This is a genomic window from Mesorhizobium sp. NZP2234 (assembly GCF_013170765.1).
In the GTDB taxonomy this organism is placed as follows: Bacteria; Pseudomonadota; Alphaproteobacteria; order Rhizobiales; family Rhizobiaceae; genus Mesorhizobium; species Mesorhizobium loti_D.
The window spans coordinates 3,946,981-3,961,818 of the sequence record NZ_CP033364.1; the positions used below are offsets into that span (position 1 = coordinate 3,946,981).

Genomic DNA, 14,838 nt, shown 5'->3' on the forward strand with positions numbered 1-14,838 from the left:
GATGGCGAAGGGCAATGGCATCGAGGTGGAGGAAGCGGACGACAGTGAAATCGTCTTGTCGGTGCGCGACGTCACCGTTGCCATCGAGGACAAGCTGATCCTCGACAAGCTTTCGCTCGACATCAAGCGCGGCGAGATCCTGGGGTTCGTCGGTGCTTCGGGCGCCGGCAAGTCCGTCCTTTTGCGAACCATTCTCGGCTTGATGCCCAAGCAGTCGGGAACGATCAAGCTGTTTGGCGTCGATGTCGACAAGGCAAGCGATATCGAGCGCCTGCGCATCGACATGCGTCTTGGCGTGCTGTTCCAGCATGGCGCGCTGTTTTCGGCATTGACCGTGCAGGAGAACGTGCAGGTGCCGATGCGCGAATATCTAGACCTGCCAAGGAAGCTGATGGACGAACTGGCACTGCTCAAGATCGAGCTGGTCGGGCTGCCGCCGGACGCGGCGCAGAAATTTCCCTCCGAACTCTCCGGCGGCATGATCAAGCGCGCGGCCCTTGCGCGCGCCTTGGCGCTCGATCCAGACATCGTCTTTCTCGACGAGCCGACGTCCGGCCTCGATCCGATCAGTGCCGCCGAATTCGACGAACTCGTCGTCAAGCTGCGCGACACCATGGACCTGACCGTCTATATGGTCACGCACGACCTCGACACGCTGTTTACCGCTTGCGACCACGTGGCGGTGCTCGGCAAGAAGAAAGTATTGGTCGAAGGCACTATCGACGACATGCTGAAGAGCGAGGAACCGTGGGTAAAATCCTATTTCCGCGGAAAACGCGCCCGCCAGCTTGATCTTGCCGCACGTGCATAGCCATAAGTGAAGCAATGGAAACCAGAGCCAACTACGTCATTGTCGGCATTTTCACGCTGGTTGCGATCCTGGCGGCGTTCGCCTTCGTCTACTGGACGGCGGCGATCGGTGACAGGGGCGAGACGACGCTGTTGCGCGTGCGCATTCCAGGTTCGGCCTCCGGCCTCGGCCGCGGCAGCTTCGTGTTGTTCAACGGCGTCAAGGTCGGTGACGTCAAGCGCGTCTATATCGACGTGGACAACCCGACCGTCGCCATCGCCGACACCGAGATCGACCGGCTGACGCCGATCACCAAGTCGACGCAGGCCGATATCGGCCTTGCCGGCCTCACCGGGCAGGCCAACATCGAGCTCAAGGGCGCCGATCCCAAGGAAGTGAAACTCCTCGATCAGGCCGAAAAGGAAGGCAAGGTCGCCGAGATCGTCGCCAATCCGTCCGCCGTGACCAATCTGCTGCAGACGGCGCAGAACATCTTCACCCGCGCCGACAAGGTGCTGACCGAACTCGAGGGCTTCACCAAGGATGTTCGCGGGCCGCTGACGCAGACTGTCCAGAACGTGCAGACGTTCTCCGATGCGCTGGCCAAGAATTCCGACGGCATCGACAAGTTCCTGTCCAGCGTCAGCGCGCTGTCCGACGAACTCAAGGGCGTGTCCGGCAAGCTCGACGGCACGCTGAAGGCGGCGGAAGGCCTACTCAATGCCGTCGACAGGGACAAGATCAAGAGCATCGTCGCCAATGTCGATACGGTGACCGCGAACCTCAAACAGACATCGCAGCAGCTCGACGGTGTGATCAAGAATGTCGACACGGCGGTCGGATCCGTCAATGATTTCGCCAAGCAGACGCAGGGAACGCTGGCCAAGGTCGACGGCGTGCTGGACGGTGTCGATCCGGCGCAGGTGCGTGCGGCCCTGGCCAACATCCAGAAGGCCAGCGAAAACGCCAACAAGGCCGCCGCCGACATTGCCGTGGTGACCGACAAGTTCGCCAACCGCGCCGACGATATCGACCAGACGATCAAGGACGCCAAGCAACTGGCACAGCGGCTCAACGATGCCTCGGTGCGCGTCGACGGCATCCTTGCCAGGGTCGACACCTTGCTTGGATCGGGGCAGGCCGACGGCGTAATGGCCGACGCCAGGGATACGCTGAAGTCGTTCAAGCAGGTTGCCGATACACTGAATGCGCGGCTGGGCGTCATTACCGACAATCTGGCGCGCTTCTCGGGCCAGGGCCTGTCGAATGTCGAGGCGCTGGTGCAGGACAGCCGCCGATCGATCACGCGCATCGAGGAAGCGGTCACGGATCTCAGCCGCAATCCGCAGCGCATTCTTTCGGGTGGCGACGGCGAGGTTCGGCAATTCGATGGCAGGGCACGGCGTTGACTTCGACGTCTGCTCGCCTCAGAAACAGTCATTGCGGGTGCAGGTTATTTTGAGGTCGATACATAACGGGGACAGCAGGGGTCGCGCGTGAAGTCGATTGTGTCCAGATCGGGCCTGGCATTGCTTGCCTTGGTCCTCGCCAGCTGCGCGGCGTTGCCCGGTGGCGGACCCGCGCCGCTCGACACGTTTGAGTTGTCGGCGCCTTCGGTCGACGCGCATGGCCACAGCCGCAAGCAAATCCTGATCGCCCAGCCCTCGGCACTCAAGGCGCTGGACAGCCAGAACATCGTCATCAAGCCCTCCGACCGCTCGATCCAGTATCTGAAGGGCGCGCAATGGGCCGACCGCCTGCCGCTGATCGTGCAGGCGCGGCTCGCCGAGACATTCCAGCGCTCGGGCAGCTTTGCCGGTGTTGGCAAGCCGGGCGAGGGCCTGGCGATCGATTATCAGATCATCGTAGAGATCCGATCCTTCGAGGTGCGCGTCGACGGTGGCGAGCACGCCGAAGTCGACCTGTTCGTGCGCATCCTCAACGACCGCAACGGCGAAGTGCGCGCGTCCAAGAGCTTCACCGCGACCGCACCGGTTTCGGGCAGTGGCAATTCCGCCTATGTCAGTGGGCTGGACGCCGCGTTTGGCGATGCCGCCAAGCAGATCGTCCGCTGGACCGATTCGGTGATCTGAGCGCCCGGCGCGCCGGATAGACCGACGCCTGCATGTTACAGGCGGTCGAAGACGTCCGGCCGCAGTTTTCCGGTCTTCATCAGGTGCTGCAAGGCGTAGGTTACCGACAGCGCATCGTCGAGCGCGTCGTGACCCTGTAACGGCGGGTGTTCGACACCATAATAATCCGCAAGCTTGTTGCTCGGCGTCCTTGCCAGATCCTCGATCGGCATCCCGGCCGCGATCAGCAGCTTCACGGCATTGTCAAACCGGGTTGCCGGGATGGAAGACTGAATGCCTGCGACATAGCAGCTGATGGCGATCATGTTCAGTTCGTCCTTGCCCCAGGACCAGAATCGCGCGCCCCCGGAAAAACGATCGATATCGGCAAGGGCTTCTCCCAGCGCGACCCCTTCGGTCTCGATGTTTTCCTCGGTGATGCCGGTCAGTTTGGTGAAGAACGGGTCGAGCGCATATTCCCGGCCAAACCGGTCGATCGGTCTGATATAGGCCTTGTGTGTACCGAGCAGCGGAAAATCGTCTTCGAGCCCAAGCCTGACGGCGCCGATCTGCGCGATGACCGGGTCGGGATCGTGGGCAGCACACCAGAATCTGCGTTGCGAACCCTCAAGGCAGAGAAACTCGCAGTCGAATATGATTGCCGTCTTCACGGTCGGCCCCTTTTATCGAGGATCAGGGCAGCGGATTTCGCCCGTGTTCTTCGCGCCGTCGGGAAACCGGACTTTGCGCCGCGCGCGTATCGAACGCATGCGTCGGCTCGCAGCTGCGAGACGGTTTCAGCGACGGAGCTTTGAGGCGGTTACAGGCGGGGCGGGGCCCGCCTGCAATTCCGGCTCAGTGCAAGCGGCCGCTGGCATGGGCCAGCATGGTGTAGACCTTGCCGGTGTCCGACGTCAGATAGGTCTGCGCCATGATGTTGTCGCGGTCGTTGCGCGAGACATCCTTCAGCAGTTTCTCGAAGTCGTCGCAGTAGCGGTCGACCGCGGCGCGGAACTCGGCCTCTCCCTGATATTTGCGGCGGATCTCGTCGAACGTCTGCTGACCCTTCAGCGTGTAGAGCCGGCGCGTGAACACGTCCCGCTCGCCGCGCCGATAGCGGTTCCACAGCTCGATCGAAGCGTCGTGGTCGATGGCCCGTGCAATGTCGACAGAGAGAGAGTTCAGCGATTCCACCACATGCAGTGGCGAGCGCTGCGCAGGGGCCGCGCGCGGCGCTTCCGCGGGCGCCGAGGGTGCAGCCGCCGGCCTGAGATCCGCGTCGTTCGACGCCGCGGTCAGGAGGTCACGAACCCAGCCGCCCTGCGGCGTGCGGGTGTTGGCGTCGGGACGTTGCTGACGCGGTGCCGCCTCAGCCGGACGCTCGAGGTCGAGCGTGCCGCGCAGTGCGGCGCCGCCCAGCGGCGCCTGAGGCGTGCGAAGCTCGGGCTGCTGCGGCGCCGGCGCGCGACGCGGCTCGGCAGCGCGGGTGGCCGGCGCTTGCGGCGCCGGACGCAAGGTGCGCGGCTCCGAGGTGTCGCCGCCGCGGCCGGACTTCGCAACGATGTCGGAAAGCTCCTTCAAGGCGTTGATCTGCTCTGAAACGGCGCGGCGGATGGCGGAGGTCGATTCCTTTGCCTCTTCCGGCATCTCGATGACGCCTTTCTTGAGCTCGGCGCGGGTGAGGTCGAGTTCGCTCTTGATCGAGCCCGCGGTGCGCCGCATCTCCTCGGTCGCATCGGCGAAGCGCTTGGTGGCCGAATCCACGACATCGGTGATGGCGTTGCGGATCTTGTCGGCCGATTCCAGCGTCTTGCCTTCGGCGTTCTGCAGCGTCTGGCCGACGAGGTTTTCGAACGAGCGCATGACCCTTTCGAGATCTTCCGACTTCTTGACCAGGCCGACGGCGAGATCCTCGAGCGACGACTGCCTTTCCAGCGTGTGCTCGAGGTTGCTCTGGGCAGAGCTCAAGAGGTCCGAGGCACTGGCCAGCAGACGGCTGTGTTCATCGAATTTGGTGGCGATCGAGGCCACTTCGCGCAAGGTCGACGACGACAGTTCCGTCAGCCTTGTGGTGTTCGAATCGACCAGGCGCGCCGAGCTGGCGAAGGTCTGTGCCGCCTTTTCGGTGGTCGCCGCGAAGCTCTGTGTGCTGCCGGTCAGGCGTTCGTCGACCTGGCCGAGGTTGACCGCCGCCTGCTCGATCAGCTGACCGAGCTGCGAGCTGGAGTTGGTCATGCGGCCGATAAGATCGGCAACGCTGTCTGACAGCGACGAGCGAGCGCCTTCGACCGCCGACAAGGTCTCGGCGGTGCGGCTGGCGAGCGCGTTGACAAGGGCGGCATTTTCGCTGCGCAGCTTCTCGGTCGCGCGTTCGGTGACCTCTTCCATGCTCTTCTGCAGTTCCGAGCCACCCTGGGCGAAGCGCTCGACCAACGGCCGGGCGGTTTCGTCGAGGATCCTCGACATTTCGGCGGAGCGGGCCGCGAGCATGGTGTTGAGTTCGCGGGTGTTGGCGCCGATCGTCTTGGCGGCGTCGTTGGTGCTCTGGCCGATATGCTGGCCAACCGCGGTGAAGGTCTCGGCGATCACATTGGCGCGCGAAACGAGTTGCGCCTCGGCGGTCGAAACCTGTTCGTTGAGCCTCTGCCCCATCGTCTCGGCGGTGAAGGCGAGCCGGTTCTCGACGCTCGCGATCTGTTCCTCGACTCGAGCGGCCGCGGCCGCCGCGCTCGATGCAAGACGCTCGTCGGCGCCGGCAAGCGCCTGCTCGATTTCGCGGGCATGCACGGCCAGTTCCTGGCCGGTCTGGCGGGCACGGTCGGCGACCCTCTGCTCGGTGTTGGCGAAAGCACCGACGATGGTCTGCGCATGTTCGCCGATCGTCGACGAGCTGTCGGCGATACGCGAGACCAGGCGCTGGTCTGCCTCATCGAAGATGCGGCCGATTTCCGACGCACGGCTGGACAGGGCGTCCGAGCCTTCCGCGATGCGCGAGACCAGTTGCTGGTCGGCGGCATCGAAGATGCGGCCGAGGTCCGAAGCGCGGGCGGCCAGCGCCTCGGCCGATTCGCCAATGCGCATGCCGAGCCGCTGGTCGGCGCTTTCGAAGTTGCGCAGGATGTCGCCGGCGCGGGCGGCCAGCGACTGTGCCGTCTCGACGGCGCGGGCAACCAGTTTCTGGTCGGCCGCGTCGAACGTGCCGGCGATCTCGCTTGCACGGGCCGCCAGATGATCCGCGGTGTCCTGTGCCCGGGCGGCCAACTGGTCGGTGGTTGCCTGGGCGCGAGCGGCGAGCTTCTGGTCCGCCAGGTCGAAGGTGCCGGCGATCTCGCCGGCGCGGGCAGCCAGCTGATCGGCGGTTTCATGGGCACGCGCCAGCAGCGTGCTGGAGGTGTCGTCCGCACGGGCAAGCAGTGCGTTCGAAGTATCTTCCGCACGGGCATGGAGGCGACGATCAGCCTCCTCGAAGGTGCGGGCGATGTCCTCGGCCCGCGCCAAAAGGGCGGCTGATGTCTGTTCAGCGCGCTCGGCGATCTTGCGGTCGGCGTCACTGAAGGCAGCACCGGCCTGCTCATGCAGCGTGCTGGTGACTTCCAGGACCTTTTCGCGCAATGCGCCGGCGACGAAGACCGCACTCTTCTCAAGCACGTTGCGGACGTTGTCGACGCCTGTCGAAAGCGCACGCTCCATGGTTCCGGCGCGTTCCTCGATTACGCCGGTCTGACGGCTGAACGCCTGCTCGATCTTGTCGACATCGGCGGCGATCGCGGCCGAAATGTCGGTGCTCCGGGCCGCGATCTGGTCGATATGGCCCGACAGCGAGCGGTCGACGTCCTTGCGGGTCTGGGCGAGCTTGCCGAGATCGTCTTCCAGCGCGCGGCTCAACATGTCGCGGCCCTCGGCAAGCTTGCCGACATGGCCGGCGATGATGTTATCGATCTCACCGCGGCTTTCGGTCAGCTTCTGCAGGTCGGCCTCCAGGACCCGCGAAAGCTGCCCGCGATCCTCCGCCAGCTTTTCCGACTGGCTGGATATGACACCCTTGATGGTGTTGAGGTCCGATTCCAGCGCGCGCTTGAGAATGTCGCGGCCTTCGGCCAGCTTCTCGACCTGGCCGGCGACCAGCCCATCTATGCTGGAGCGGCTTTCGGCCAGCTTGGCGAGATCGGCTTCAAGGGCGCGCTTGAGAATGTCGCGGCCTTCAGCCAGCTTTTCGACCTGGCCGGCGACCAAGCCATCGATGCTGGAGCGGCTTTCGGCCAGTTTGGCAAGATCGTCCTCGAGCGCTCTCGACAGGGTGGAGCGCTCCTGGACAAGCCTGTCGGCGTGACCAGCGACCAGGCCGCTGACGCTGTCGAGATCGGCCTCCAGCGCCTTCGACAGGGTCGAGCGCTCCTGGACCAGACGCTCGGCATGGCTGTTGACGAGGCTGTTGACGCTTTCGAGGTCGACTTCCAGCGCCTTCGACAGGGTTGAGCGATCCTGGACAAGCCGCTCGGAATGGCTGTTGACGAGGCTGTTGACGCTTTCGAGATCGGCTTCGAGCGCCTTGGCGAACTGGGCGCGGTCGTCGACCAGTTTCTGCGACTGGTCGACAACGGTGTTCTTGATCGTGTTGAGGTCGGCCTCGAGCGCGCGTTTGAGAATGTCGCGGCCTTCGGCCAGTTTCTCCACCTGGCCTGCGACCAGACCATCGATGCTGGAGCGGCTGTCGGCAAGCTTGGCGAGGTCGTCCTCGAGGGCCTTCGACAAGGTCGAACGATCCTGAACCAGCCTGTTCATGTGGTCGGCGATGACACTGTTCACATTCTGCAGGTCGGCCTCCAGGACCCGCGAAAGCTGCCCGCGATCCTCCGCCAGCTTTTCCGACTGGCTGGATATGACACCCTTGATGGTGTTGAGGTCCGATTCCAGCGCGCGCTTGAGAATGTCGCGGCCTTCGGCCAGCTTCTCGACCTGGCCGGCGACCAAGCCGTCGATGCTCGAGCGGCTTTCGGCCAGCTTGGCAAGGTCGGCTTCGAGCGTTTGCGAGAGCAGGCTGCGATCGTTGGCAAGCCTTCCGGAATGATCGTCAAGCAGGCCCCTGATGCCCGAGAGGTCGTTTTCGAGCGAACGACCGAGCTGGGTGCGGTCTTCCACCATCTTTGCCGAATGGGTCTCGATCAGGTTCTTGATTCCGAGAATGTCGTTTTCCAGCGCCTTGGCGAGCACCGCACGGCCTTCGGCGATCTTCTCGACCTGGCCGGCGACCAGCCCGTCAATGCTGGCGCGGCTGTCAGACAGCTTGCCGAGATCTGCTTCCAGGGCGCGCGAGAGGATGTTGCGGCCTTCAGCCAGTTTTCCAACATGCCCGGCGACCATTTCATCAATGATCGTACGGGCTTGAACGAGTTTCCCGGAGTCTTCGTTGAGGGCCAGTGAAAGCCGGTTGCGGCCTTCTTCCAGCCTCTCGAGGTGGCTACCGAGCGATGCATCGATGGCGGCGCGCGATTCGTTGACCTTGCGCAGGTCCTCCTCGAGGGCGCGTGCGATGAGGGCGCGGCCTTCGGCCAGCTTCTGCACCTGGTTGGTCACGGCGGCATCGATGCCGGCGCGGCCCTCGGCGAATTTCGCGAGATCCGCCTCCATGGCGGCCGCCATGCGTTCGCGGCTTTCGGAAAGCTTGCGGCTGTGGTTTTCGACGGCTTCCTCGATGCCGACGCGAGCGTCGGCGAGTCGTTGGATGTCGCTGTCGAAGGAGCGCGAGACGACGTGGCGCGCCGCTTCCATGCGCCCGGCGAAGTCGCTGGCGCGTGCCTCCAGCATGCTCGATGTCGAGGTGACGATGTCGGCCATGTCTGCGCCGATCTGGGTCTTGCCCTGATCGATCATCGCGCTCAGCGTATCCCTGCTCTCGGCGAAAGTGTGGGCGATTTCGCGGGCGCGCTCGACCAGTGTCTCGTTGATCTGACGGGCTCGCGCCTCGAGCGCGGCATTGAGCTTCTGCGTGCCCGTGTCCAGTGCTTCGGCGCGGGTCTGGAATTCGCTGATCAGCGCCTGGCCGCGTTCGGCCAGCGTGCGCTCGATGCCGTTGAGGCTGGCTTCGAACTCCGAATTGAGGGTGCGCGCGGCGCCGCCAAGCAGCGACACCATGCCGGTGGTGCGATCGTCGAGCAGATCGGTCAGCGACCGGGTCAGGCCGTCCGTCGTGTCCGTCAGTTTGGCAATGCGCGTGTCGAGCAGGCTGGCGAAGGCCTCGCCGGAGGTCGTAAGCCTGTCGGTGATGCTGTCGAGCCGGCCTTCCACCGAATCGAAAATCGACATCGAGCTTTCATTGATGCGGTCGATCAGCGTGTCGCCGGAATTGGTGATCGTCATCGACAGCTTGGTCGAGGCGTTGAGGATCGAGTCGCGGATGATGTCGCTGGCAGCGCCGATTTCATCCCTGAGCGTCTCATGCGCACCCGAAATAGAGGCGCGGACCCGCTCGGCATGGGTGACGACCGCCTCGCGCTCGCTGCCGAGCCCGTCCACCAGCGAACGGATGCGGGTTTCGTTTTCCGAATAGGAGCGCTCGATCTGGTTGACTTCGCTGTGGACCAGCGTTTCCAGTTCAACGGCGCGGGCAAGCGTGCGTTCGATGCCTTCGCCCATGGCCGCCACTTCGCGGCGAACAGCCTGGCCGATCATCATCACGCGATCCTGCGCCATGTTTTCCGGCTCGGTCAGGCGGAAGGCGACTTCCGTCATCGACTGTGCGGCAATGCGCATGTCCTGGGCGCGGCGAATCATGGCCGCGAAGGCCCAGAACAGGATGATCGGCACGATCGCCGCGACGGCGAGGCCAATCAGTTCGGGGCGGGCAAGGAACTGGTCGAGCGTGCCGATACGCCAGATGCTCGGTCCGAACAGCAGGTTGGCGAGCGCACCGGCACCCGCGATCCAGGCAAGCGAGACAAACGCGATGATCCAGTAGACGGTGTTGGAAGCCCGCCTGTTGAGGCTGTGCAGGAGGGTCTTGTAATCCTTCTGACGATCGTCGTTGGCCGGCGCAAAGCCCGCGGGCTGCGTGCCATTGCCATTGCGTGTCTCCACGGGGCGCAGTTCAGCGGGCTTGGCCTGGCGCGGGCTGCGGCCTGATTGGTCGCGGGGCCTGGCCACGGCGCCTGAGGGGCGGCGGGGCCGGATTCTGGTTGCGTCCTTCGCGAGCCAGCTCGTCGGCGGCCTGGGATATCTGCGCTTCCAGATCTTCCATCGAAGCCGCGATATCGAGATCGCCGCTACCGATGTCGCCGCTGAGGTCGAGATCGAGCGCTTTTTCCAGTTCCCTGGCTACGTCGTTGTCGAGAGTTCTCGTGTTCGTCGTTGGTTTCTTCGCCATGCCTTCGCTACCCTGTACTAGCTGCCGCGGGCTTATATGATTGTGTTTGTCTTACCCCCGCGCAGGAGGCTGAAAATGGACCCCTCGTATCGTAATGACACAGGGGGGTAAAGAAAACATGCATTCCGCGGGATACGTAAAACTTTAAATATAAGGTTAACGGAAGCGTGATTTGGGCGCCGTTTTCGCAACATTTTTCCGGGCCATTCATTAACCCGTTGTCCATTGGATTCGCCTAGTTTTTCAGGCGGCCGAAGAAAACGGAGTTCGAGTTCATGCGTGGCGAAAGCGGCATTGCCTTCTCAATGCCCGGGGGCGACGTATCGGGAACCAGGCAGTCCCGACCGGTCGATTTGGCACACCTTGCCCGGCAGACGATGGGCGATCGCGCTCTTGAGCAGGAGGTGCTGGCGCTGTTTGTACAGCAGGCGCTGTCCGTGCGCGACAAAATAGTCGACGCCGATCTCAAGGACCGGCTTTTGCTGGCTCACGGGTTGAAGGGCTCGGCTCGCGGCGTCGGCGCCTTCGCCATTGCCGATTGCGCTACCGAGATCGAGCGGCGGCCGGAAGACAGCCAGACGCTCAAGCGGCTCGGCACGCTGATCGACGAAGTGCGCGATTTCATCGCCGCGATCAATCGCTGACCCGGTTTGTGGAAAAACGTCACCGAGCGCCGCTTTCGCGCGGCAGTTGACTTGTTTGCCGGAGTGATTATCTCGGCTGAAACTCCCTTCAGGTGACAAATGACCAAACTGACCTTCATCGCCCATGACGGCACACATTTTGACGTGGATGCCGATAACGGCTCGACGGTGATGGAAAACGCCATCCGCAACGCCGTACCCGGGATCGAGGCCGAGTGCGGTGGCGCCTGCGCCTGCGCCACCTGCCATGTCTATGTCGACGAGGCATGGACGGCGGAGGTCGGCGAGCCCGAGGCGATGGAGGAGGATATGCTGGACTTCGCCTATGACGTCCAGCCGAATTCGCGGCTGTCCTGCCAGATCAAGGTGCGCGACGCGCTCGACGGTCTGGTGGTGCGGGTGCCTGAACGGCAGGGCTGAAGCCGATTTTTCCAGCTGCCGCTTGGCAGCGGGGCGGTGGTCATGCAGTCTCACGCCAATCCAGCAGCGAGGCATAGCGCATGACCGGGATCATCAGCACAGACGTCCTCATTGTCGGAGCGGGGCCCGTCGGGCTGTTTGCCGTGTTCGAGCTCGGCCTGTTCGACATGAAATGCCACCTGATCGACATTCTCGACAAGCCAGGGGGCCAATGCGCTGAGCTTTATCCGGAAAAGCCGATCTACGACATCCCCGGCTGGCCTTCGATCTCGGCGCAAGGGCTGGTCGACAAGCTGCTCGAGCAGATCCATCCGTTCAAGCCTGACTTCACCTACAATCGCATGGTCTCCAGCCTGGAGAAGCTGGAGGACGGCAGCTTTCGCGTGACCACGGACGAGGACGAGGTGTTCGAGGCCAAGGTGGTGGTCATCGCCGCTGGCGGCGGCTCGTTCCAGCCGAAGCGCCCGCCGATTCCCGGCATCGAGCCCTATGAGGGCAAGAGCGTCTTCTATTCGGTGCGCCGGATGGAGGATTTTCGCGGTCACGACCTCGTCATCGTCGGTGGCGGCGATTCGGCGCTGGACTGGACACTGAACCTGCAGCCCGTGGCGAAAAGCGTGACGCTGGTCCATCGGCGCCCTGAATTCCGCGCCGCGCCCGACAGCGTCAACAAGATGTACGCCATGCAGGAGATGAAGCAGCTGGAATTCAGGGTCGGCCAGGTGACTGGCCTGGCCGGCGCCGACGGCCAACTGTCGTCGGCCACCATCAAGGGCGGTCCGGACGGCGATATCGAAGTGCCATGCACGCGCATGCTGCCCTTCTTCGGCTTGACCATGAAGCTTGGCCCGATCGCGGAATGGGGGCTCAATCTCCACGAGAACCTGATTCCGGTCGACACCGAGAAGTTCCAGACATCGGTGCCCGGCATTTTCGCGGTCGGCGACATCAACTGGTATCCGGGCAAGCTGAAGCTGATCCTGTCGGGCTTCCATGAAGTGGCGCTGATGGCGCAGGCCGCCAAGCGCATCATCAGTCCCGGCGAACGCATCGTGTTCCAGTACACGACCTCGTCCACGAGCCTGCAGAAGAAGCTCGGCGTGGTGGACGCTTCCTAGGGCGTTTCACTGTTTCGCGGAAACGAGAAAGACGCCCTATCTCCTTGATTTAACGCAATTCGCAAGGGAAGGCGTGTCGCACTTTCGTGGAATTGCTCCAGTCTAGTCCGCCAGTACAGGGGCTTCGGGCCGGCCGCGCAGCGGCTTTTCCGGCATCAGGCTGAGCGTCAGAAGCGCCAGTATCAGCATCACCACGGCGGCTGCGAAGATCACCCAGAAAGCCGAAGTCCCAGCCACGGCTCCGCCCGCCTGGGCGCCTTCGCCAGCCAGCGGCAGGCCGTTACCCAGCGCGACGGCACCTAGGATCGCCACGCCGAGCGCGCTGCCCAGCGAGCGCAGGAACGTCATCACGCCGGTGGCGACGCCGAGATGCTTGGGGTCGACCGCGTTCTGGACCGACACCGTGGCGACCGGAAAGGTGGTGCCGCTGCCAATGCCGATGCATGTCGTCAGGATCTCGACGACCAGCAGCGAGGCCTGCCCGGCCACAAGCGTGAGGATGGCGAGACACACGGCGGCGAAGGCCAACCCGATCATGGCGATCCGCTTGTAGTGGACGAAGCGTGGGATGGTGCGCCCGCTGAATGTCGCGCCGGCAACCGTGCCCAGCATCAGCCCCAGCAGGGCGGTGCCGGATTCGCTTGCAGACAAGCCGATGACCGATTGCAGGTAGACCGGCAGATAGACCGACAGCCCGATATTGGAGGCCTGCAGGAGGAACAGGGAAAGCGTGCCCCCAAGAACGATGGGGTTGGAGAGCACTTCAAGCGAGATCAGCGGCTCGGCAGCGCGCAACAGCCGCAGCGCGAACGCACACCAGATGATGGCCGAGCTCGCCACCAGCCCGAGGATTTCGCGCGACAGCCACGGATATTCGCTGCCGCCCCAGTTCAAGGCAAGAAGCAGCAGGGCGGTGGCCGCGATCAGAAGCAGCGCGCCAAGTCCGTCTATGCGATGCCGCTTTGCCGCGACCGGCAGCTTCCTCAGCGGCTTGTTGATGATGGCCATCGCGGCGATGCCGAGCGGGATGTTGATCCAGAAGATCAGCGACCAGTGCAGGTGTTCGGCGAATGTGCCGCCCAACAGTGGCCCGGCGATGCTGGCGACCGCCCAGGTCCCCGAAATCCAGGCCGCGTACCGTGCCCGCTCTCTGGGCGGCACAAGGTCACCGATCACGGTTTGCGCCAGGGCGAACAGGCCACCGCCGCCGGCGCCCTGGATGGCGCGCCCGACCACCAGCACCAACATGTTGGGAGCCATCGCGCTGACAAGCGATCCCAGAAGAAAGATCAGGATCGCGGCATAGACCGTTGGGCGACGGCCATGGACGTCCGAGATCTTGCCGTAGAGCGGCGCCATGGCGGTCGCGGTCAGCAGGTAGCCGGTGACGATCCAGGGCAGATATTGCGCATGGCCAAGCGCATGCCCGATGGTCGGCATTGCCGGCGCGACGATGGTCTGGTCGAGCGCCGCCAGCAGCATCGACAGAAGCACGCCGCCGATGATGGCGTTCTTTTCGGCCTCGGTCAGCGGTGTTGCGGCAGCCGCGATGGTCTGCTTTTCGACAGCCTGGTCCATAGTCTTTTGTCCATGTGCTCGCGCGCTGTCCGGATCACCGATTGGGCTTGTCTGGTGGGTGCGCCGCGCGATCGGCCGTGATGCCCGTGCTTGGAGGGTTGTGCCCTGCCAACCCGTGATATGTCGTTCCGTATAGGCCGATTTCGACTGCCGTTCGAAAATTTTTCGAAGCTGGCATTACGCTTCGGCCCGATTGGCCTGCGTCGGTGCCACTCGGTGCGCCCGCGAAATTCAGGCCGGCGGCAACTGGCCATTCTGGATGCGCTCGATGCGATAGCGCATGAGCCGCAGGATACGGCTTTCGAAATTGACGCTTTCGACGCGGTCGAACTGCACCTGGGCGCGGTCGTGCCTGGCGAGGACGGCGGCGGTGATCTCGGCCGCCTTGGCCTTGGCCGCATCGCAATCCTTCCGGGGATAGGTCGCCTTCAACGCGTCTTCCAGCTCGCGGGCATGATTCTTGGCGATCTCGACATGGCGTTCTTCGTGGCGCTTGATGTCGGCAGCCAGCGTATCCCAGAACAGCTTGACATCGGCATCCGCGTTGCGCGGGCGGCGCCATTCCGGAAGGATTACCTTGACCTTGAGGGTCACGACCGCGTCGGCGATCCGGCAGGAGCCAGCCTGCCGGGCGTAGCTGATACGGGTGGTGAAGGCCATCTGGGTGGCGCCGGGATGGCGCGAGCCCGTGCTTTTGACCTGCGGCCCGTGTTTGGAGAGCTGCTTCTCGATATCCTCGAGCGTGCTGCCGCCAATGGAAAAATAGCTGTATGTTTTCACCACATTTGCCGCGCCCGCCGGGATGGCGGTTGTCACAGCAAGCAGCAGCGCGCAGAGCAGGGTTCGTTTCATCATA

At 63.7% G+C, this 14,838-nt stretch carries 11 protein-coding genes; 6 read left to right on the forward strand and 5 right to left on the reverse strand.

Translation table 11 applies throughout. The annotated features are described in order from the left end of the window. Window position 1: 1 nt before the first annotated feature. The 3 genes from EB230_RS19445 (at window position 2) to EB230_RS19455 (ending at window position 2,883) form a co-directional block, all read left to right on the forward strand. Entirely contained in the window at window positions 2-811 is an 810-nt protein-coding gene (locus tag EB230_RS19445) for an ABC transporter ATP-binding protein (protein WP_056576674.1), read from the forward strand. Between the two features lie 14 nt (window positions 812-825). Next, complete coding sequence (locus tag EB230_RS19450) at window positions 826-2,199, forward strand: MlaD family protein (RefSeq protein ID WP_056576676.1); 1,374 nt, start codon at window positions 826-828, stop codon at window positions 2,197-2,199. Between the two features lie 87 nt (window positions 2,200-2,286). Next, a complete protein-coding gene (locus EB230_RS19455) occupies window positions 2,287-2,883 on the forward strand; it encodes an ABC-type transport auxiliary lipoprotein family protein (protein ID WP_172373654.1) in 597 nt (198 codons plus the stop codon). Between the two features lie 35 nt (window positions 2,884-2,918). Here the strand turns inward: EB230_RS19455 and EB230_RS19460 are convergent, their stop codons facing one another. The 3 genes from EB230_RS19460 to EB230_RS32680 form a co-directional block, all read right to left on the reverse strand. Beyond that, entirely contained in the window at window positions 2,919-3,533 is a 615-nt protein-coding gene (locus EB230_RS19460; protein ID WP_056576684.1) for a 3'-5' exonuclease, read from the reverse strand. Window positions 3,534-3,717: 184 nt separating this feature from the next. Continuing rightward, window positions 3,718-9,936, reverse strand: coding sequence for a kinesin (locus EB230_RS19465; RefSeq protein WP_246738820.1), 6,219 nt, complete (start codon window positions 9,934-9,936; stop codon window positions 3,718-3,720). 10 nt (window positions 9,937-9,946) lie between these two features. Then, window positions 9,947-10,222, reverse strand: coding sequence for a hypothetical protein (locus EB230_RS32680; RefSeq protein WP_246738821.1), 276 nt, complete (start codon window positions 10,220-10,222; stop codon window positions 9,947-9,949). A 275-nt stretch (window positions 10,223-10,497) separates the two neighbouring features. On the opposite strand from EB230_RS32680, the gene EB230_RS19470 reads away from it, so the two are divergent. From EB230_RS19470 to EB230_RS19480, 3 genes are all read left to right on the forward strand, one after another. Next, a complete protein-coding gene (locus EB230_RS19470) occupies window positions 10,498-10,866 on the forward strand; it encodes an Hpt domain-containing protein (RefSeq protein WP_056576692.1) in 369 nt (122 codons plus the stop codon). A 99-nt stretch (window positions 10,867-10,965) separates the two neighbouring features. After that, window positions 10,966-11,286, forward strand: a complete 321-nt coding sequence (locus EB230_RS19475; protein ID WP_056576695.1) for a 2Fe-2S iron-sulfur cluster-binding protein — start codon at window positions 10,966-10,968, stop codon at window positions 11,284-11,286. Window positions 11,287-11,366: 80 nt separating this feature from the next. Then, the gene (locus EB230_RS19480) at window positions 11,367-12,404 is read left to right on the forward strand and encodes an NAD(P)/FAD-dependent oxidoreductase (protein WP_056576698.1); all 1,038 of its coding nucleotides are present in this window, start codon (window positions 11,367-11,369) and stop codon (window positions 12,402-12,404) included. Window positions 12,405-12,506: 102 nt separating this feature from the next. On the opposite strand, the gene EB230_RS19485 is transcribed toward EB230_RS19480, so the two are convergent. Further along, window positions 12,507-13,982: an MDR family MFS transporter gene (locus EB230_RS19485; RefSeq protein ID WP_172373655.1), complete on the reverse strand. Its 1,476-nt coding sequence runs from the start codon at window positions 13,980-13,982 to the stop codon at window positions 12,507-12,509. Between the two features lie 231 nt (window positions 13,983-14,213). Then, window positions 14,214-14,837 carry a DUF922 domain-containing Zn-dependent protease gene (locus EB230_RS19490; protein ID WP_056576702.1) on the reverse strand — a complete coding sequence of 208 codons (624 nt, stop codon included), beginning with the start codon at window positions 14,835-14,837 and terminating at the stop codon, window positions 14,214-14,216. Between the last annotated feature and the right edge of the window lies 1 nt (window position 14,838).